The organism is Clostridium sp. ATCC 25772 (genome assembly GCF_001573875.1).
GTDB classification, from domain to species: domain Bacteria; phylum Bacillota; class Clostridia; order Clostridiales; family Clostridiaceae; genus Clostridium_J; species Clostridium_J senegalense.
In genome coordinates, this window is record NZ_LFRG01000019.1 from 36983 (window position 1) to 57613 (window position 20631).

The 20631-nt window shown below is 25.2% G+C and carries 21 protein-coding genes; 2 read left to right on the forward strand and 19 right to left on the reverse strand.

From position 1 onward, the window contains the following. Window positions 1-8: 8 nt before the first annotated feature. From AZI32_RS09070 to AZI32_RS09125, 12 genes are all read right to left on the reverse strand, one after another. Entirely contained in the window at window positions 9-1310 is a 1302-nt protein-coding gene (locus tag AZI32_RS09070) for a helix-turn-helix transcriptional regulator (protein WP_061995539.1), read from the reverse strand. 527 nt (window positions 1311-1837) lie between these two features. Then, window positions 1838-2017 (reverse strand): hypothetical protein, encoded by a 180-nt coding sequence (locus tag AZI32_RS09075; protein ID WP_061995540.1) that lies wholly within the window; start codon window positions 2015-2017, stop codon window positions 1838-1840. Between the two features lie 166 nt (window positions 2018-2183). Continuing rightward, entirely contained in the window at window positions 2184-2480 is a 297-nt protein-coding gene (locus AZI32_RS09080; RefSeq protein ID WP_061995541.1) for a rhodanese-like domain-containing protein, read from the reverse strand. Window positions 2481-2506: 26 nt separating this feature from the next. Further along, a complete protein-coding gene (locus AZI32_RS09085) occupies window positions 2507-3475 on the reverse strand; it encodes a ribonuclease H family protein (RefSeq protein WP_061995542.1) in 969 nt (322 codons plus the stop codon). A 48-nt stretch (window positions 3476-3523) separates the two neighbouring features. Further along, the gene (locus tag AZI32_RS09090) at window positions 3524-4585 is read right to left on the reverse strand and encodes an HD-GYP domain-containing protein (RefSeq protein WP_061995543.1); all 1062 of its coding nucleotides are present in this window, start codon (window positions 4583-4585) and stop codon (window positions 3524-3526) included. A 109-nt stretch (window positions 4586-4694) separates the two neighbouring features. Beyond that, window positions 4695-5345: a rhomboid family intramembrane serine protease gene (locus tag AZI32_RS09095; RefSeq protein ID WP_061995544.1), complete on the reverse strand. Its 651-nt coding sequence runs from the start codon at window positions 5343-5345 to the stop codon at window positions 4695-4697. Between the two features lie 71 nt (window positions 5346-5416). Then, window positions 5417-6475: an HD-GYP domain-containing protein gene (locus AZI32_RS09100; RefSeq protein WP_061995545.1), complete on the reverse strand. Its 1059-nt coding sequence runs from the start codon at window positions 6473-6475 to the stop codon at window positions 5417-5419. 33 nt (window positions 6476-6508) lie between these two features. Next, window positions 6509-6901, reverse strand: a complete 393-nt coding sequence (locus tag AZI32_RS09105; protein WP_061995546.1) for a DUF6762 family protein — start codon at window positions 6899-6901, stop codon at window positions 6509-6511. Window positions 6902-7338: 437 nt separating this feature from the next. Continuing rightward, entirely contained in the window at window positions 7339-7761 is a 423-nt protein-coding gene (locus AZI32_RS09110; protein WP_061995547.1) for a Fur family transcriptional regulator, read from the reverse strand. A 374-nt stretch (window positions 7762-8135) separates the two neighbouring features. Next, the gene (locus AZI32_RS09115; RefSeq protein WP_061995548.1) at window positions 8136-9314 is read right to left on the reverse strand and encodes a nucleoside transporter C-terminal domain-containing protein; all 1179 of its coding nucleotides are present in this window, start codon (window positions 9312-9314) and stop codon (window positions 8136-8138) included. 250 nt (window positions 9315-9564) lie between these two features. Next, window positions 9565-11025: an aminoacyl-histidine dipeptidase gene (locus AZI32_RS09120; RefSeq protein WP_082761204.1), complete on the reverse strand. Its 1461-nt coding sequence runs from the start codon at window positions 11023-11025 to the stop codon at window positions 9565-9567. Window positions 11026-11040: 15 nt separating this feature from the next. After that, window positions 11041-11589 carry a manganese efflux pump gene (locus AZI32_RS09125; protein ID WP_061995549.1) on the reverse strand — a complete coding sequence of 183 codons (549 nt, stop codon included), beginning with the start codon at window positions 11587-11589 and terminating at the stop codon, window positions 11041-11043. Between the two features lie 320 nt (window positions 11590-11909). Between AZI32_RS09125 and AZI32_RS09130 the strand changes: the two genes are divergently transcribed. Together AZI32_RS09130 and AZI32_RS09135 are read left to right on the forward strand one after the other, a co-directional pair. Further along, the gene (locus AZI32_RS09130; RefSeq protein WP_061995550.1) at window positions 11910-12848 is read left to right on the forward strand and encodes a magnesium transporter CorA family protein; all 939 of its coding nucleotides are present in this window, start codon (window positions 11910-11912) and stop codon (window positions 12846-12848) included. A gap of 293 nt (window positions 12849-13141) precedes the next feature. Next, window positions 13142-14239: an AI-2E family transporter gene (locus tag AZI32_RS09135; protein WP_242865288.1), complete on the forward strand. Its 1098-nt coding sequence runs from the start codon at window positions 13142-13144 to the stop codon at window positions 14237-14239. A gap of 46 nt (window positions 14240-14285) precedes the next feature. Here AZI32_RS09135 and AZI32_RS09140 read toward each other — a convergent pair whose 3' ends face one another. From AZI32_RS09140 to AZI32_RS09170, 7 genes are all read right to left on the reverse strand, one after another. After that, window positions 14286-15401, reverse strand: a complete 1116-nt coding sequence (locus tag AZI32_RS09140) for a ComEC/Rec2 family competence protein (RefSeq protein WP_061995552.1) — start codon at window positions 15399-15401, stop codon at window positions 14286-14288. Between the two features lie 264 nt (window positions 15402-15665). After that, window positions 15666-16799: a hypothetical protein gene (locus AZI32_RS09145; RefSeq protein WP_061995553.1), complete on the reverse strand. Its 1134-nt coding sequence runs from the start codon at window positions 16797-16799 to the stop codon at window positions 15666-15668. Window positions 16800-16996: 197 nt separating this feature from the next. Then, a complete protein-coding gene (gene fetB / locus AZI32_RS09150) occupies window positions 16997-17743 on the reverse strand; it encodes an iron export ABC transporter permease subunit FetB (RefSeq protein ID WP_061995554.1) in 747 nt (248 codons plus the stop codon). Next, the gene (locus tag AZI32_RS09155; RefSeq protein WP_061995555.1) at window positions 17743-18399 is read right to left on the reverse strand and encodes an ATP-binding cassette domain-containing protein; all 657 of its coding nucleotides are present in this window, start codon (window positions 18397-18399) and stop codon (window positions 17743-17745) included. The genes fetB and AZI32_RS09155 overlap by 1 nt, the downstream gene beginning before the upstream one ends. Before the next feature lie 212 nt (window positions 18400-18611). After that, window positions 18612-19007 carry an HsmA family protein gene (locus tag AZI32_RS09160; protein ID WP_061995556.1) on the reverse strand — a complete coding sequence of 132 codons (396 nt, stop codon included), beginning with the start codon at window positions 19005-19007 and terminating at the stop codon, window positions 18612-18614. After that, complete coding sequence (locus AZI32_RS09165) at window positions 19007-19447, reverse strand: MarR family transcriptional regulator (protein ID WP_061995557.1); 441 nt, start codon at window positions 19445-19447, stop codon at window positions 19007-19009. The genes AZI32_RS09160 and AZI32_RS09165 overlap by 1 nt, the downstream gene beginning before the upstream one ends. Window positions 19448-19610: 163 nt before the next feature. Continuing rightward, on the reverse strand, window positions 19611-20237 hold the full coding sequence (locus AZI32_RS09170) for a DUF488 domain-containing protein (RefSeq protein ID WP_061995558.1): 627 nt from the start codon (window positions 20235-20237) through the stop codon (window positions 19611-19613). Window positions 20238-20631 lie beyond the last annotated feature (394 nt).

Sequence of the window (20631 nt, forward strand, 5' to 3'; positions counted from 1 at the left end):
CCTACTCACTAATTCTCTAAAAAATTTAATTCATTTAAAACTTTTATACCATCATTTAAACATTTCTCAGCTTCATTTTCTCGGCCATTATCCACATAAAATTTCCCTAATATTAAAGATATTTCTGCATATTCTTTTAAGAAGTTCAATTTCTTTACGTAATTAAGAGTTTGAATTAAAGTATTTTCTGCACTTTCTAGCTTTCCTTCTAATAATTCCACTTTATATTTTAATAAGTAGTAATCACATAAAGATTTTTCTTCTCCTTTTTCTATGTGCATTAATATTTCATCTAAAGTTTCTTTTGCTTTAGTTTCATTTTTTAGTTTTATATAGTTATCACAAATATTACATAGTGTTTCTATTATTTTAGAATCTTTAGTCTTCTCCCTCATATCCTTTGCCCTATATAAATGATCAAAAGATTGTTCTAGACTATTAAAATCTGAAAATATTTTCCCTAAATTATTTTCTATTTTTGAAAAGTAATAATTATCCTTTAGCCCACTAAATATCTTTAAACTATATTCCGAATATTTAATAGCCTCATTAATATTATTATTTTCGCAATATTGTTGTGCTAACTCTAACATCTTTTTACCATACTTTTTTTTGTTGTCTAAATTTTTAAAGGTCTCCTCGGCTCTTAAAGCATATTCATAAGACTTGTCCATTTCTCCTATTTTAAAATACGTTAATGATATATAATAATTAATTTCTCCAATTAAAAAATCATTGCCTATATTACTATCTTCATACACTTTTTCTGCCTGTTGAAAATAACTATAAGCTGAATGATATGCTTTTAACTCTAAAGTTATTTTACCTAATAATATGAATGTAGCTATTATGTTATCTACTGAATTATTCTTTATAAAAATATTATTTGAAGTAAGTAAATCCTCTTGAGCCTTATCATACTCACCCTTTTTAGTATGAATGAGACCTTTTAAATATAAATTTTTCCCCTTTTGCATCTCTAATTTATATTCTTCTGCATATTTTATAGATATTTCTATATGATTTTGAGCCTCTTCTAATTCTCCAATTAATATTTTAGACTCAGCTATATTTTCATAATAGGTACATATTTTTTGAGCTTGTGTTTCCTCTGTTTCCATTAGATACTCTACTGTTACATCTAAAGCACTTGCTAAATATTCTAATAAATCCATGCTTGGATTAGACTTTCCTGATTCTACTAAACTTATCTGTCCTGCAGTTATTCTATCCCCTGCTAAGTTCTTTAATGTTAAATCTAGCTGTTTCCTTCTAAGCTTAACTTTCTCTCCCAAAGATAATATCTTCATAAATCACGCACCCTTTACAAGTAATTTATTATTGTTAATTGACCATTATTAACATAATTTTTAGTTATTTTATATTAATTTTATAATTTATTGAATTTTATAAATTTTCATATTTAATTATAACATATGTATAAAAGATTTCCTAAGAATATATAGAAATTTTAACAATTTTTGTAGATTTTCTGAACTTATTCTTTAAATTTATATTTTTATAAAGAAACATCTGATTTTTTCATAAAATTTATAGATAAACTATTATTTTATGAAATAAATATATTAAAAGATATATATTTATTACATAAAATATTATAGTAGCACAAAATATTTAATCCATTTTTAAGATTCTAAAATTAATTATAACAATTTTTTAGTTTTTTTTATGTTTTTTTACAAATTATAATTAAATTATAATTTATTTGTTATATTTATTATTATAAACTATTTTATTAACTTTTTGTTAATATGTTTAAAATTAAAAATACTTTTAAATTTTAAATTTAAAAGTATTTTTATTATATATGATATTTTTAATCCAATAATAGCATAGCATTATTATAAAATGTATCTATCATACTTTTAGTAACTTTCATACATCTTTTTATTTTTCTTTTTGTTCTTCTATTTATATTAGGTTTCATAGATTCTATAGCTACCATAGTCACTGTTGCAGTCAAAACCATTTTTGCCATCACTTTTATTAATTTCAACTTTATCCCTCCTAAAAAATTTAATACATATTAAATCTAATAGTACTATTTTGTACGATTTTATCAAATTAATTCCTAAATAAATAAAATTTAAAATTAATAACCTAAGTTTTAATTATACTATGATTTATTGAATCCAATATAAGCTAAACATTTCATATAATATTTAATTAGTAATTTTTTTATACACTTCAAATCCACCTTTTAAATTTTTTACATTAAATCCTTTATCTAAAAGAAAAAGTGTTGCTCCAATACTAACTTTTCCGCTATTGCAATAAACTACAATTTCTTTATCTATATCTAAATTATCTGCCTCTATAGCTAAATTGGACATGGGAATGTTTATCGCTCCTTTAATATGATCTTCATTATATTGAACTCTACTTCTAACATCCAATACAACTATATTTTCTTTGCTAATTATTTTTTCCATCAATTGTTTAACGTCTATATTATTCATATGTTACCATCCACCTTATACTTTTATTATTCATTATCTAATTTAACAAATTCTATTAGCAAATTAATTAGCTCCTGTTTTTTTAGTTTATTAAGTTTTGACTTTAATTTGTCTGTCCCTAAATTCAAATAAATTTCTTTTATTTCTTTTCTTTTAATTATTAACTCATTTCTATCTAACATATCTATTGAATTTTCTATTTCTATATTATTTTCTTTGGACGGTTCCTTAATATTTTTTATATTGAAATAATACCTTTCATTAGTTATCCCTTTTAATTTTATTTCTTCTTCTATACCACTTACAGCTATTTCATTTTCTTTTATATATTTATTTACTGCATCAGTTAATGGCACTCCAATTGCTTTTTTAGCTATACTATCAGTTATTTCATTGTATACATCCCCTGTATGGCTATCAACTTTTACAAATACAATTTCTATTTTATCTTCATTAATATATTTATTTATAGCATTATAATACTCTTTTGATGATGAATCTTTTCTCTCCCAAGTTCCTAATGCATGATGATATATTCCTTCATAATCATGAAATATAACTATTTTTTTTTCTCCTTTTAACTTAGCATATTCTACTGCTTGTATCGTAGCCTTTAGTTCTCCTGCAATTTGTCTTATTTGTTTTTGAGATGTATCCTCTGATGCACCACTTTCCATATACTCTATAACATTATTTTTAACTGCCACTAACCCATAAGAAAATTTTTCACTACTTGAATTATAACTTCCATCTACATATATATGTAATATATCCATTGGATATTTATCTACCCCTTTTTTTAAAAGTTTTTTATCATTACTCAAATAGTCTTTTGCCTCTTGTAATATTTCAAAACTCTTATACTGTGCTCCCTTTACCCCTTTTATTAACCTTGAACATTCATTCCAATTATCTACTATGATGTTTTTCACTTCACAATTTTTCAAATTATCATATCCATATTTAATTGCATATACTTTTTTTACTTTTGCCATATTCTAACTCCTTACTTATAACATTTTCTATATGGTATTTTAATATATTTACATAAATGCTCCAATAATAATAACATCAGTTTTCCTTAATAAGTTTATTTCATAATAACTTCCTAGTACTTTTTCATTATTTTCACACATAACTCTTATTATTGGTCTATCCGGAAACCCCTGATTTTGTCTTACTACAAACCCACTATAGCCATTAGAAAGTTTTACTCTACAACCTAAGGGATAAATAGAAAATACATTTTTAAATTTCTTAACAACATCTTTATCAAAACTTGTTCCTGATCCTGATAATATCATTTCATAAGCATCTGCTGGATTAAATTTTTTTCTATAACTTCTATCACTAGTTAACGCATCAAACACATCACAAACCGCTGTTATTTTGCTGTATATACTTATTTGTTCATCTTTTAACCCATATGGATATCCAGAACCATCTATTTTTTCATGATGTTCTAATATAACCCGTAACGCTGAATTTGATATATTAAAGCTTTTTTTTATGGCCTCTCCACCATATATAGGATGCTTTTTTATTTCTTCAAATTCTTCCTTTGTTAATGGACCTTTTTTGTCTATTATATTTATAGGAACCTTTACTTTTCCTATATCATGTAATGTACTGCCTATAACTAATTCATTCAACATATCCCTATTCATTCTAAATGCTAACCCCATAAATGCAGCATTAGCACCTGTATCTACGCTATGAAGCATAGTATAATTATCATGTGTCTTTATCTCATATAGACTCTTATTTATGTCTTTTAACTCAACTATATAGTCTATCATTTCTTTAACACTTTCAACATATTCCTTCACATGTGTTTGGGGTAATGATCCCACATTTTTCATAACCTTCCCTAAACACTTAATTATATCTTGTTTTAACCCACTCAACATTGTATCTTCTATTTCTATATCTTCCAGTCTTTCATCTTTTACATATATATATATAACGCCTAAAGATTCAAGTCTATTTATATATTGATTTGTTAGTTTTACTCCTGATTTCAATAAAATCCTTCCACTTGTATCCAATATGCTTTTCCCTAATATTTCATTTTCTTTCACATTGGTTATTAACTCAAAACGCATACCATTCCCCTACTCATATTTATATATTTCACAAATAAAAAATAGTAAAAGATAGCAGTAACTCTACTATCTTTTATTGTCTATTATAATATGTCTAATAATTATTCTATTATTGTTTTCTTAACTTTTTTCTTTCAATTATAATTATTATAAAAGTTATTATTGCTCCAACGATTCCACCTATTATATGAGCTGTTATATCTATGTTAGGCACAAAAAAACCTATTAATAAATTTACAACTATTACTTCTGTTATTCCTCTTAATACAGTTTTCCCAAAGATTTTTTTATTTAAAAATACAATAATTAATAAAGAACCTAAAAGTCCAAATATAGCTCCAGATGCACCTACAGATATACCTACTCCAAGTTTTACATTAGCAACTACATAACTTCCATATGATGCAAACATCAAAGATAAAATATATATTATTATAAATTTGCCTTTTCCTAATATTTTTTCAACAATACTTCCTATGGCATTCAATGCAATCATATTCAATGTTAAATGTAATACTGATGCATGTAAAAATCCAGCAGTAAACAGCCTATAATATTCTCCATTTTTAACTAAAAGATTCACCATACCACCAAGTACAATAATTGCTCTCGTATCTATATTTAATATTCCACCATGAAAATAATAAAAAGACGTAAATGCAGTGATAATATACATAATAATGTTTATCATTATCAGTAAATATGTTACACTAGGACCTTTTTTAAAATTTTCTAGGACCTGCTCTTTGTTTACTTTCATACACTCACTCCTAAATTTTGATATTATAATAATCTTTATCCTATAAATGTTGTTTTAATAGAATATCATAACTAAACTACAGCTACAATAACTAAATTTAGTTCTTTTAATAAATCAATTTCATAAAACTTGATTGGCATTCCAGTTTTATAATCATATAACATCCTAATAATTGGTCTATCAGGGAAATTTTCATTTTGTTTTATTACATACCCTTCTCTTCCATCTGATAATTTTACACAACTCCCTAATGGATAAACAGAAAACACTTTTCTAAAGGTTCTTACAACATCTTCATCAAAACTTCTTCCAGAATCCGATAATATAAGTTCATAAGCCTCCTTAGGTGAAAATCTTTTTCTATAGCTTCTATCACTACTTACAGCATCATAAACATCACATACAGATACAATTTTAGCTTTTTTATTTATTTGTAAATCACTTAACCCATATGGATACCCTTTTCCATTAACTTTTTCATGATGTTGCTCTACAATTTTTAATGCACTTTCTGGTATAGCTATATTTTTTTCTAAAATTTCTATGCCATATAATGGATGTTTTTTTATTTCTTCAAATTCCTCTGAAGTTAATGGCCCTTTCTTATCTATTACTGATATTGGAACTTTTACTTTCCCAACATCATGGAGTATACCACCTACTACCAAATCATTTAATTCATTTTTCTTAAGTCCAATACCAATTCCCATAAATGCCGCCATCACACCAGTATCTACACTATGTATCATAGTATAATTATCATAGGTCTTAATATCAAATAAACTTTTATTTATATCTCCATCATCTAATATATAGTTAATTAAATCTGTCACCCTATTTAAATATTCTTTTGTGGTTGTTTTATTAAACATTCCTACATTATTCATAACTTTATTCAAAGATTTAACCGTGTCTTGTTTTAATACATTTAATTTACAGTCTTCAACATCTACATCATCTAACCTTTTATCTTCAATGTATATATAATAAACTCCTAATTTTTCAAGATTCTTTATGTATCTTTTTGTCAATTTAACTCCAGATTTTAATAGTATTCTACCATCATTATCAAATACAGTTTTACCTAAAACCTCCGAGTCGGTTACATTTCCAATATACTCTAAACGCATCTTTCCCCTACCCTAACACCTTTAAATTTATTTTTAATCTATTTTCATAGTTTTTATTTCACTAAAAGCTTTTTCCATCTCTTGTTTTATTAATAAACATATTTTTTCTAATTTTTCTTTTATTATTTCATGTTCTTCATCATATTGGAATTTAATTATCCATGTAGGGTTATATTCTTCATCGTACACGTCTATATTAAATCCTTTCTCTTCAAATTTACCTTCATTAAAAACATCATATATCGCTGTGTATTCCCACTCTTCTACATCCCTTTGAGTATCGAAGTATAAATTTATTTCGTCACCATCATAAAATAATTTGGTAACATATTCAGCCCCTTCCCCTACTTCATAACTTCCTAATTCCTTAACTAAATAATTTGTTTCTTTTTCTCTTTCCATAAGTACTAAAGATGAAAATTCCATTTAAAATACCTTCCTTTATGCATATTTTGTATTATATTTAATATTATATTTAATGTAAAAATTATATTAGAGGTGATTTTTATACGTCTCAAATTTAATAATAGCTATAAATTAAATAAGTATATCATTATAACATTATTTTTAATTGTAATACTATTTCTTTCATTAACTGTTTATAATAATTATTGTGAAAATAATTGCAAAGATATAAACTATGCCATAAAAAAATATACCACTAAAGGTCTATTTAATAAATATAAACTATTCAAACTTGAAAGCTCTACTATAGAGTTTATGGACAATCGTATTGCAATTGTTAAAGTAACAGGAATTATTGATAAAGCACCTTATAACATTATTGAATACAAACTAGAACTTCAACTAAATAAAAATGGTATATGGAAGGTAGTTCAATACTATCTTCCTTAAATAAATTTTTACTTCTCATTTATTTTATTACATTCCTTACATATTCCATTTTTTACATTTATACATTGATCTGTAATTATTACACCTGTTTTCAATCTAATATATTCCCTAAGCTTAGGCATAGGACATTCAATTTCAAAAGCTTTATTACATCTCTCACAAATTATAGTATGCATATGAATATCCTCTTGAATAGAATAAACATATATATTATTGTCTAAAATATCTTTTTCAATTATATTTTTATTTACTAATACATCTAAATTTCTGTATACAGTTGATAAATCTATTCCTATTAATGTTTTTCTAATATTTTCCCATATTTCATTAGCTGATAAACATTTATCTGATTTAAAAAGCAACTCTAATATACTAACTCTAGCCTTTGTAACTTTTAAATTTTTTTCTTTAAGATCTTTACATACATCCAATATATCACCTTAATTCTTTTTTAAATATATTATTTAACTAATATACTTACAATAATTATATCATTTTAGACATATTTTAAAAATAACAGTTCAAAAATTCCAAGTATATTTGTGTAAATAAACGCTATCGATACCGTTATGCATATTCTTACACATATATTACACAAAATTTTAAAGAACATTAATCTATTATTTAATATTATATAAGGATATAAATTATATTCATTAGTATATTTTACACATCTTTCTTTAACTAAACAACAAATTCCATAATTATAAATTATTATGTTTTTTACTAATAAAAAATATTAATAAAAAACTGTTTCAAAATAGAAATCTATGTCCTACTTTAAAACAGTCATTATTATATGTACTTATACTATCATTCCTATTATAGCTGCAGTTATTAATGTAGATATAGTTCCCGAAAGCAACGCCCTTAATCCATTTTTTGTAACTTCTTCTCTTCTTTCAGGTGCTAAAATTGAAAATCCTCCAATTTGAATACCTATAGATGATAAATTAGCAAAATTACATAACGCAACTGATAATACAGCTATAGTTCTTGGTGAAAGTGTATTTATTATAGATGACATATCACTAAATGCAACAAATTCATTTACTGCCATCTTAGTCCCAATCAAAGAAGCAAAACTTGCTGCTTCGCTTGAAGGAATATGGAATAATATGCTTAATGGTCTTAGTAAAAATCCTAATATAGATGTTATACTTAACCCCACTACACCCAAAACACTGTTTATCAATGCCATTAATCCTATAAAAGCTATAAGACTAGCACCAACATTTAATGCTAACTGTAATCCTTGACCTGTTCCTTCACCTATTGCATCAAATACATTTTTTGCTGTACTATTTTCTATTTTTATTTCCTTAATCTCAACGTCTTCTGCTTCTGGATATAATATTTTAGAAACCATAAGAGTACTAAATGGAACGGAAAATATAGCTATAAGAAGATATTTCGAATCTATCCCCATCATAGAATATCCTCCAAGTATAGCTGCTGATGCACTACCAAATCCTGCTGCCATTACTGCAAATAATTCAGATTTGGTCATAGATTTCAAATAAGGTTTTATAAGTATAGGTGCTTCTGTACCACCTAAAAATATATTACCTACTGCATTAAAACTTTCACCTAAAGTTGTACCCATAATTTTTGATACCGCTTTACCAACTATATTAACTATAATTGGTAAAATTTTAAGATAATATAGCAAAGAAACTAATGCTGAAGTAAATACTATTAGTCCTAATACATTAATAGCGAATACAAATCCTAAAGATAAATCTCCAAATACAAATTTTATACCCTCAAATCCATTGTTAAATATACTATTTAGTCCATTTGCTATTGCCATCAAAATTTTCTGGCCTATTGACACTTTTAATACAAAAATTGCTAAAAATACTTGAACTAAGATTCCTGGAATAATTATTTTATACTTTATTGCTTTTCTATTATTTGAAAATAAAACAGCTAAGCCTAATAACAAAATTATAGCAATTAATCCAAATAAAATATTTACCATAAAAATACCTCCTATATTTTAAATAATTTATAAAACTCCACTAATTAAAAAAGATAATAGTTTAAACTATTATCTTTTTTAATTAAAAGTTAGAATTTCAATAATGAAATTCTAACTTATTTTATCACAAAAAGTTTATTAACCTTATTTTAAAATTATTAAAAAATATAAGAAAAATGAATTTTCATTTAACATTTTAAATATTCAATTTTATCTTAAATAATATAATTTATTTTTATATAAACTATAATTATTTTGCTTCTTTTAATACTTCTACTAAGAAATTAAACATTCTTTCTGTTGAAGATACAATTAAATGTTCACCTGGTGTATGCACATCAAATATATTGGGACCAAAAGAAATCTGATCTAATTCTCCATTAAATTTATCTCCTATTAATCCACACTCAAGTCCAGCATGTATTGCTGTTATTTCTGCTTCTTTATTAAACATTTCTTTATATACTTTTGTAAATATATTTCTTATTGCTGATTCTGATTTATATTGCCATTCTGGATAATCTGCTTGAAAATCAATAGTTCCACCTATCATTTCTGTTAAAACTATCATTTCATCACATATAGCTTTTTTTAATGATTTAACGGAACTTCTTACAGCGCTGTCAAATTTAACAGAGTTGTTTTCAGTTGTAACAACACCTATATTTGTTGAACTCTGAACAAGACCATCTATAGCCATACTCATGGTTTGAACTCCATTAGGAATTAAAAATAACATTCTTAACACTTTTAGCGTTGAATCTAAATCAAAAACTTTTTCTATATTTTCTGTGGATTTTTCACAAATTAATTCTATATCATCATCTATTCCTTGGAATTCATTTTTAAATGTTTTAAACCATTCTGAAACTTTGACTTCTACTTTAGATATATCTTCTTTAGAAACTTCTATAGTTGCTTCTGCTTCTCTTGGAATAGCATTCATCTTAGCTCCACCATTTATATCAGCTAATTTAAAATCTATAATAGAATTTAAATCCATTAAAAATCTTCCTATTAATTTATTAGAGTTTCCTCTTTCTTTATTAATCTCCATTCCAGAATGTCCGCCTTTTAATCCTTTTACAGATATTTTCAGCAATTCTTTATCACTACATAATTCTTCTTTTTTAACTGGTATTGAAATATCTACTCTAACACCACCTGAACAACTTACTAAAAATTTACCTTCTTCTTCTGAATCTATATTTATAAGTGTTCTTCCATCTAAATTTTCAGGATTTAAACTCATAGCACCACCCATACCAGTTTCTTCTTCTGTAGTCACTACTAATTCTATTGGTGGATGCTGTATTTCATTTGAATCTAATATTGCTAAACCAAAAGCTACTGCAATTCCATTATCTGCCCCTAATGTAGTTCCATCCGCTTTTAATATATCCCCTTCAATAATAAAGGCAATAGGGTCCTTTTCAAAATCATGTTCTGTGGATTTATTTTTCTCACAAACCATATCCATATGACCTTGAAGTATTATTCCTTTTGAATTTTCATATCCTTTTGTTGCTGGTTTTTTAATTATTATGTTTAAAGCATCATCTTGAATAACTTCTAAATTTCTCTCTTTTGCAAATTTTACAAGCCAATCACTTACTGCTTTTTCATTACCAGATCCTCTTGGAATTTCATTCATTTCTCTAAAAAACTTAAATGCTGAATAAGATTTTAATCCTTTTAATTCATTAATCATTCTCTTCATCCTCTCTTATAAAAAAATCATCTTTAATCCAAATAAAATTAATATCACCCCACCTATATAGTTTGCATATTTACCTATTAAATTTATTCTGCCTAAATATTTTGAAATTATGAAGGATATTACACTCATAATTAAAGCAATGCTTCCAATAATTAAACTATATATCATTAAAATACCATAAGTAATATTTATTAAAGTTATAAAACCTACAACCATTGCATCTATACTCACTGATATTCCAATTATAAAGTATATTCTTCCACTTAGCAGTGGATATTCTCCTTGGTTTTCCATGCCCTCTTTAATCATCATTATACCAACTATAGCTATAACCATTCCACTTATAATAGTTGGTACTGTTATTATATTGTCTGAAAAAGTTTTTCCAAGGCTTCCACCTATGAAGGAAAATAAGAATTGAAAGAAACCAAAGGATAATGTTAAACAATATTTATCTTTCATTTCTACCTTCTCATTTAAACCAATTCCAAATGCTACTGCTGATGCATCTAATCCAACAGCAATGGCTATCCACAAAAGTTGAACAATGCTCATCTAAGCCTCCATTTAATTAATTAGTAAACATGAAAAACTACGTATATAAGGCTCTAATCTAAAGTTTTATTATATACATCTATCACTCTAGAAATCTTTATATAAATAAAAAACTATATTAGTGACTAGTTTTTTACTATTCTTAATTTAAATCAAAATTTTCACTTATAATTTTTCATTTAAACTTGTATCCCTATATACATATATATATATGTATATTTATTATAATAATAATTATTATGATTTATTGAGTAATTATTGTCAATAATATAATAAAAGTATATAATTTTCCTAGGCTCTTAATAATGAGGTGTTAATTTATGCTTTCAATTTACAAAAGTGAGCTTAGCGGTAATTTAAATAAAATAAATACTATTCAAAATGGATGCTGGATTAATATGATTAACCCCACTGATGAAGAAGCTCATTTTGTATCTAGTAAACTTAATATTCCATTAGATTTTTTAAAAGCAGCATTAGATGAAGAAGAAGGCTCCCGTATTGAAATTGAAGATGGTTGCATTTTAGTTATTATTGATATTCCTATTACTGATATAGATGATAACTCGTTAACTTATGATACTTATCCTTTAGCAATCATACATTCAAAAGATACTATAGTAACTGTATCTCTTAAAGATAGTAATATAATATGTGATTTTGAAAAAGGAAAAATCCAATCTTTTTATTCCTTTAAACGTTCAAGATTTATGTTGCAAATTTTATTTAGAGCAGCTAAATATTTCTTATTATATCTAAGACAAATAAATAAAAAGAGCCTATTAGTAGAAAAGAGTCTTTATAAATCAATAAGAAATAGGGAACTTTTTCAACTTTTATCTTTACAAAAATCACTAGTATATTTTTCAACATCTTTAAAATCTAATGAGGTTACATTGCAAAAGTTACTTAAATTAGAAATGTTAAAAAAATACGATGAAGATACTGATTTATTAGAAGATGTAATAATAGAAACTCGTCAAGCAATTGAAATGTGTAACATATATAGTGATGTTTTAAGTAGTACTACAGAAACTTTTGCTTCTATTATTTCTAACAATCAAAATATGGTTATGAAATTTTTAACATCTGTTACAATTGTACTTTCTATACCAACCCTTATTTCTGGTGTATTTGGTATGAATGTTAGTGGAATCCCATTCACTGATGGTAAATTTGGTTTTTTTATCACTGTATTAATAATATTAGTTATCACTGTATGTGTAGCACTACTTTTCAATAAAAAAGATATGTTTTAATTAATTATAAAAGTTATTTATCCTTAAAATAATTAATTTTTAAAGATAAATAACTTTTATAACTTAAAAGCAGTTTAAATTATAAAAAGCTTTTGCTATAATTGGTATAATATCAAATTCCAAGTTTACTTTTAAAATAATTATTTGAAAACTTGGATACTTAAAATAGTAAGACATCCTCGGAAATACTTAAAATTCAACACCATATTTTGTATGAAAATATTTTTAAATTATTGAATAAATTTAAATGCGAGATTGTTTTTCTATATTTATATAATAAATTTTATAAGGAGGTGTACATATTGGTAAATAAAAAACCTATATATTATCTAGTAATTTTAAATCTAATATTATTAGGTATATTTTTATTAACAAAAGTTAATTTCATATTAACTCCACTTGTGAGCTTAAAGGATGCTATGCTGATACCTATGATATTAGCTATATTTCTTTACTATATTCTAAGACCAATAAATAGATTTTTAAAAGATCATAATGTGCCTAATGCTTTAGCAACGATTATAACTATAGTTTCTATAATAGTTTTAATTGTTATGATGAGTATATTTACAGGCTCAGTAGTAGCTAATGAGGGAGCTTCACTAATAGAATCTTTAAATCAAACTTTAGAAAATTTGGCTAATAAGTATAGCTATTTATTTCCACAACTAAATGATATTCTTAAATTTAATGATATGCTAAGTAGATTATCATCATTTATAACAACCTCATTTTTAGATATTAGTATGGGTGCCTTTTCTGTAGTTGGCTCTGTAGGTAACTTTTTTGCGCAACTTATATTAATTCCTATAATAATGTTTTACATATTAAAAGATGAATATAAGATATATAACTCCCTTTGCAATTTTTTACCTAGCAAATCTAAAACATTTATCATAAAAATTCTTAAAGACATTGATACTGTTTTAAAACAATACATTTCTGCTCAAGTAATGGTAGCATTTATACTTGGCAGTTTAATGTTTATTGGTTATTTGATACTTGGAATGCCTAACGCTTTCGTATTATCTTTCTTTTCATTTATAACCTCATTTATACCTTTTTTAGGTGCAGTACTTGGAGTATTTCCAGCACTAATTTTAGCATTAGGTATGGGTTTCCCTATGGTTATAAAAGTAGTACTATTAGCGATAATTGTTCAGCAATTAGAAGGAAATGTAATAACTCCTAATATAACAGGAAACCAACTTAACATGTATCCTTTAACAACTATAATTGTTATTACTGCTAGTGTATATTTTGGAGGTTTTTTTGCAGCATTTGTTGCAGTACCTATATATAATATATTTAAAGTTTTAATTATTAACATTTGGAACTTCACAAAACAAACTAAAACTAAAAAGATCTTAGACAATAAGAATTCAATATAAAAAAACAGAATGACTTTTTACTTGTCATTCTGTTTTTTTATTTATATTATAATGCACATCTATCACAAGGATCAGATTTCCCCTTATCTTTTGCTTCTTTTAATGTTCCCATTAATATGTTTTTACTATTTTTAAGACTAGAACAATCTTTATCTAAATGATATGATTTTCCTTTTTCAGTAAAATAAACCTTCATATCATTTTCATTCTTATTTTCTGATATACTATCTGCCTCTATATCTTTTTCATCATTTTGTTCTAGGTTAACTTTTGCACCTTCACTATAAGTTCCATTATTTTTATCAAAACTAATATTTTTACCATCACTGGTAGCAATTATTGTACCCTCTTCATCTGTTCTATGTACTATAATATTTCTATTTTTCATTTTATTTATAGTTTCTATATGTGGATGACCATAATCATTGTTTTTTTCACAACTTATAATTGCATACTTAGGATTTACCTTATCCAAAAACTTATCACTAGAAGAAGTACGTGATCCATGATGTGCTAACTTTAAAACATCTGCACTTAAATCTGTTCCACTTTTAAGCATATCATTTTCTGAAAGAGTTTCTGCATCTCCGGCAAATAGAAAACTTGTATCTTCATATTGAATTTTTATAACTATAGAAGACTCATTGGCATCTTTATAATCTTCTGCTGGTGCAATAATTGTAGCCTTTGCTGAACCTATATTAAAAGTCTCCCCTACCTTAGGTGCTATAGGTTTTAATCCCTTTTTATTTAAAGAATTTACAACATCTTTAAAAGTTTTAGTTGTAGCTGTCTTTTTAGGCATATAAACAGTACCAATTTTAAAATTATCTATCACATAATCCAAAGCTCCTATATGGTCTTCATGTGGATGCGTTCCTACTAAATAATCTATTTTTGATACATTCATCTTTTTTAAGTGATTTTCTACTATTTTCCCATCATCATTATTTCCTGCATCAATTAACATAGTCTCATTTCCACATTGTATTAAAATACTGTCTGCTTGTCCTACATCTATAAAACTTACAGTTAAATTATTTTCTTTAGTGTTTTTTCTATCTGAAATATCCCCTTCTATTTCACAACCAATCATTAAAAAACTTACCATAAACACTAATAGCAAGCTTATTATAGTTCTAATTTTCCACTTATTCTTCATTTGTTTAACTCCTCATCTTCCGTATATAATAATTAAATTATCTAAAACATTATATCATAAACAGAATTATATATAATTCTGTTTTTTAAATAGTAAAACCTATAAGTACATTATACGCAGTATATACAAATAATCCTGCTATTATCCAAAATACTACCCATAAAATTAATTTTATATTTATTTTTTTCATAATATCACCTCAAAACAAAAGAAATATACTTAATACAGTATATTTCTTTTATCCGCAAAACATGTTATTCGATTTTAAATAATTTCAAATAGTATAAGGTTGTTTCCTATTATTTCATAACTATTTTCATACTCTTTTTCACTTAAATCCTCTAAATTTATAACCCTTATTTTATCTTCATATACAGACTCTAATATCATATTATTATCTATAATTTTTATAAACTCTTCTTTTTCCCATTTAGATGCTACTTCTTTATTACTTTTTTCACAATAAAAAACATTCTCTCCTTTTAACTTTTTACAAATCAATTGTTTACTATTAATATCATAAACTGTGTATTTTCTTCCTTCTTTGTCTACTTCAAAATCATACTCTTTAATCTTATTTATATGAAATTTTTCTTTACCTATTTCATAAATTTTTTCAATGTTATTTTTAAAATCAGTGGCTTTAAAATAAATATTATCATTATCCATTTCTAAAAATCTTACTCCAATATTTTCTGTACATTCCATTATAGGTGTTACTTTTAAACTTTCTTCATTATTTTTAACATCCTCTACTAATTGATTCACACTAATTCTCATTAAACTAACACCATAACCATCTTTATGAATATGTAGTTTTACTGAATTATCGTTTATATTTTGATCTGTTTCAAAAACTATCCATTCCTCATTATTATACTTGTAAACTTTAAAATATCCACCATCTTCAAGCCTAATTACATTATCCTTTATAACATATGTCTTTCTTTCAATTAAATCTATTAAATATAAAATTCCATCTTCTTCATATATAGATTCATACATCTCTTCATCATCTTTATAATCTTCTCCGTAAGCTAAGACATATCTGCTGTTTAACATATTTATTATTCCACTTTTATCAAAGCTATATAACTTTTCTACAGTACCATCTTGAATAGACATCTTATAAAAATCATAGTAATTGGAAATTCCTAAAACATTAGTATAAATATATCCATCCTCTACAATAGTACTTAGTGTAGTTGCAAAATCATACATTGGTATGCCGTACTTATTTAGTTTTATAATGCTATCTTTAATCAAATCATATTTATAAAAATTAAGATAGACATTTCCACATTCTTTATTCATATGTCCAAATATAAACTCTTCATCATTTACTTTTGTCACATTTCCAAAGTAGAAGTCGTATTTTCTTAAATCAACTATTTTCATTGACTTCATCCCCTTTATAATATATATTTATTTATATCATTAACATATATTTACTATTTTAAACCATCCATTTCAATTTATTGTAAAAATCTTAATTCACTATATTCTCAAACTTTATTCTAATTTAAAATTTACTATAATATAAAAAACTGTTCTAAAGTAACATTTTAATTCTACTTTAAAACAGTTTTTTATAACTATATTTTTAATTGTTTTCTATCATTAAAAAAGTCTTTATAACTCATATATGTAGCTATCATTGTGGATATCGATGATGAAGATAGAATCATAAAAGTAACCATTATTTGAAATTTAATTGCTATAAGTGGAGCAGTACCTGCTAAAATAAGTCCAGTCATCATTCCTGGCAATGAAACTATTCCTAAAGTTTTAGCTGAATCAATAGTTGGAGATAGTGCCATTTTTATGCTTTCTCTCAAAATATCTCTAGACGCTTCTTTAATATCCGCACCTAAAGACAATTTAACTTCTACTTCTGATCTTCTTATATTAAAAGAATTAATTAAATTTCTATAACTTAATCCAATAGCCACCATAGAATTGCTTACCACCATACCTGCTATAGGTATAACTTCATTAGGTGTAAATACTATAGCTTTTGATGCTACAAGTACAGTAATAGTTACTATGGTTCCAGAAACCATAGATATAAAAGATATTAAAACCACATTTTTTATTCCTTCACCTCTTTTTTTAGTGTTTATAGCTGCGTTTATAATCATAATTAATATTAACAAAATTGTAAATATTGGCTTTTCCAACCCAAATATTATATCTAAAATATACCCCACTATGACCAATTGAATAATTGCTCTTAAAATACTTATCAATATTTCTTTTTCTAAATTTAAATGTTCTTTATAAGATATAAATATAGGTATTGCAACCAAGCATGATGCTATAATAAGTGACATTGTACTCATTATTTAATAACCTCCATTCTATCTATTTTTCCTTCTGAAACCAATATTCTTTTATTAAAAATGCTAGTGCTTTGTTCTAAGCTGTGAGTAACCCATAAAACAGTTAGCCCTTGAATATTTAATTCTTTAATATAATTTTCAACACACTTAGAATTTTCTTTATCTAAAGCTGACGTAGCTTCATCTAATAACACTATTTCGGGTATATAAATTAAATTTCTTATAATTGAAACCCTTTGCTTTTCTCCACCAGATAAATTAACTATATCTTTTTGTAAAAATTCCTCTTCTAGATTAAACTTTTTAAGTAGCTCTATAACCCTATATCTATCAAAAGGTTCTTTACGTACCTTAAATGGAAATTCTAAATTATCATAAACACTTGTACCAAATAAATATGGTAATTGAACACAATAACTTATTTGTTTTCTAATTTCTAAAGGATTATAGTTTAAATAATTCTCTCCTTTAAAATATAATTCCCCTCTATTTATCGGTAATAAGTCCGCACAAATTTTAAGCAATGTACTTTTTCCACTTCCCGATGGCCCTATAATGGATATACAATCCCCTTTATCCACATTAAAGGTTGCTCCATTAAGTATATTAGTATTTTCTCTTTTGTAATGCACATCTTTTACACTTAGTATTTTCATAAGTTCCCCCTGTATTTATTACAATAAATTTAAACATACATTTATTATACATTTATTATCTATAAGTTAAAAATATTGCTTTTTATGTATTAACAAATTTAAAGCTAAGAATCCTGTCTTTATCTGATTCTTAGCTTTAATATTAGTTATTATAGTTTTTATTGGATTTAAAATTATGTTTTATCAATTATTTTAAATATCTATATGTACACTTAATTACTCATTCCAATAACCATGCCTACTACATAAGGTACTAACCAAACTAACCAAACAAATATACTAAACTTATGAAATGATACTTTTTTATCTTTATCATCTTTATATAAAACCCATGTTGCCCATAAAGCATGAAATAACATTAGAAATATAGCTAAAGCCCCTGTAATGCCATGTATGTTTTGAGATATTGTTGAGATACTGTTTGTTTGAGATTTGGCTATCTGCCCCATGGTTAATGTACCTACTGTATCACATACTAACCCTAACCAAAATATAACCACATGCTTTTTTTGAAGCATTTTAGACTTTCTTTCCCCAAATACACCTGTAGTATAAAATACTAATGCCAATGTAATTGTTATTATTGCAAAAATTAATTTTATATCCATTATTCTTCACTCTCTTTCATTTTTTTAGATAATAATTTAAGAGCTTCTTCTATTTTTTTATGCTCTTCAATACTTAAACTTTCAAATAGCTTATCAAAAGTATTGTTTATAGATGTTCTAAATTCTTTAGCAAACTCTAATCCTTTTTCTGAAAAAACTACATATGTATTTCTTTTATCTTTATCATCTTTAATTTTTTTTACATACCCTGCATTTTCTAACCTTTGTACAATTCCCGAAACAGTTCCTTTTGCTAAAGACATTTCCTCACATAATTGAGAAATAGTAATCTTTTTTTTATGACCTATTAATTTCATTACCATAATCTGTTGATGTGTTAGTCCACATGGTTTTAAACTATTACTAATGCTATTAGTTGTCATTGAATATATTTCTTTAATTAACATGGCTATTTGAAAAGAATTCATAGTGTCTTTCATAAAATACCCTCCTTTTAGTTCGCATAAGAACTAAATAGTTCCTATGCGAACTATTATACTCCTATAATTATTTTAGTCAATATATTTAATGAAATTTCACAGAAACTATTGTATAAAAAAACATCAAAGATTATTCTTTGATGTTTAACTAATAAATTTCAAATTAATTATTACTATTTTTTAAATTTTCTATTCTATATCCTATTTCTTTATTAGCTAATTTATATCCTTCATAAACCATATCATCTTTTGTAATATTCTTTCCAATTAGTGAATCTATCGTTATTTGATCCCTATTAGAAAAATATTTTTCTAATAACTTTTCTTCTATTTTTTCTTGAGTAGCCAAGGAATAATCATCTAATATGTGTTTAACACTAAATCCTACTTTTCTTAAAGCTCTGCCAACTAATATACTGCGATGACACCTTATAGGATCTTGCATCGCACCTAAAACTGCTACATTATATCCTTTTTCACACCCTAGTTTCAATCTTTCAATTCCTTTTTTAAATTCATCTTCATAAATAACTTTTTCAAAATCTGCATAACCTTCTTTGTTATATGAAGTTTTATTTTCTCTTTTTGCGCTTAACTCTTTTGCCATATAAATATAAATAAAACCTGCATCTTTTAAAGATTTTTCTATAACCTCTTTATTAAATTGAACATTATATTTAGAGTAAGGCGTTCCCCTAATATCTACTACACAATCAATTTTAAAGTATTTTAACATATTTATCAGTTTTTCCATCGTATAATTTGAATGACCAATTGTAAAAATATTCATTGCTATCTCCCTATTATTTTCATATACAACTACTTAATGTGCTATAGGGTTCCAAATTAAATCTTAAACTTATTCATTTATCAAATGAGAAAATTCAAATTAATGTTTTATCAGTAACTAACAAATTATTTTAGTTAAAAGTTAAGAGTGAATAGTGAACAGTTGTGGTTATTGCTACTCACTTCGTTCCTAGTAATTCTCAACGTACTTTTTTATAAATTTCCAAAGCAAATTATATTAATAGATTTTTTAAAATCATTTTTAGAAAGTGGTTGTCACTTTCATCCTAAATTCATAATTCATAATTCATAATTCATAATTCATAATTCATAATTCTTAACTAAATATATTTGCACTTATTTTTCTCAACTGATAACAAAAATTTGATGAATAA

What these genes read in the sequence shown, in the direction of transcription:
- AZI32_RS09120 (WP_082761204.1), bottom strand. Translation starts at nt 11,025, where the DNA reads ATGATTAATGAATTAAAAGGATTAAAATCTTATTCAGCATTTAAGTTT.
- AZI32_RS09085 (WP_061995542.1), bottom strand. Translation starts at nt 3,475, where the DNA reads ATGGCAAAAGTAAAAAAAGTATATGCAATTAAATATGGATATGATAAT.
- AZI32_RS09140 (WP_061995552.1), bottom strand. Translation starts at nt 15,401, where the DNA reads ATGAAGAATAAGTGGAAAATTAGAACTATAATAAGCTTGCTATTAGTG.
- fetB (WP_061995554.1), bottom strand. Translation starts at nt 17,743, where the DNA reads ATGAGTACAATGTCACTTATTATAGCATCATGCTTGGTTGCAATACCT.
- AZI32_RS09090 (WP_061995543.1), bottom strand. Translation starts at nt 4,585, where the DNA reads ATGCGTTTTGAGTTAATAACCAATGTGAAAGAAAATGAAATATTAGGG.
- AZI32_RS09070 (WP_061995539.1), bottom strand. Translation starts at nt 1,310, where the DNA reads ATGAAGATATTATCTTTGGGAGAGAAAGTTAAGCTTAGAAGGAAACAG.
- AZI32_RS09170 (WP_061995558.1), bottom strand. Translation starts at nt 20,237, where the DNA reads ATGAATATTTTTACAATTGGTCATTCAAATTATACGATGGAAAAACTG.
- AZI32_RS09165 (WP_061995557.1), bottom strand. Translation starts at nt 19,447, where the DNA reads ATGAAAGACACTATGAATTCTTTTCAAATAGCCATGTTAATTAAAGAA.
- AZI32_RS09155 (WP_061995555.1), bottom strand. Translation starts at nt 18,399, where the DNA reads ATGAAAATACTAAGTGTAAAAGATGTGCATTACAAAAGAGAAAATACT.
- AZI32_RS09145 (WP_061995553.1), bottom strand. Translation starts at nt 16,799, where the DNA reads ATGAAAATAGTTGATTTAAGAAAATACGACTTCTACTTTGGAAATGTG.
- AZI32_RS09130 (WP_061995550.1), top strand. Translation starts at nt 11,910, where the DNA reads ATGCTTTCAATTTACAAAAGTGAGCTTAGCGGTAATTTAAATAAAATA.
- AZI32_RS09125 (WP_061995549.1), bottom strand. Translation starts at nt 11,589, where the DNA reads ATGAGCATTGTTCAACTTTTGTGGATAGCCATTGCTGTTGGATTAGAT.
- AZI32_RS09080 (WP_061995541.1), bottom strand. Translation starts at nt 2,480, where the DNA reads ATGAATAATATAGACGTTAAACAATTGATGGAAAAAATAATTAGCAAA.
- AZI32_RS09095 (WP_061995544.1), bottom strand. Translation starts at nt 5,345, where the DNA reads ATGAAAGTAAACAAAGAGCAGGTCCTAGAAAATTTTAAAAAAGGTCCT.
- AZI32_RS09115 (WP_061995548.1), bottom strand. Translation starts at nt 9,314, where the DNA reads ATGGTAAATATTTTATTTGGATTAATTGCTATAATTTTGTTATTAGGC.
- AZI32_RS09100 (WP_061995545.1), bottom strand. Translation starts at nt 6,475, where the DNA reads ATGCGTTTAGAGTATATTGGAAATGTAACCGACTCGGAGGTTTTAGGT.
- AZI32_RS09105 (WP_061995546.1), bottom strand. Translation starts at nt 6,901, where the DNA reads ATGGAATTTTCATCTTTAGTACTTATGGAAAGAGAAAAAGAAACAAAT.
- AZI32_RS09160 (WP_061995556.1), bottom strand. Translation starts at nt 19,007, where the DNA reads ATGGATATAAAATTAATTTTTGCAATAATAACAATTACATTGGCATTA.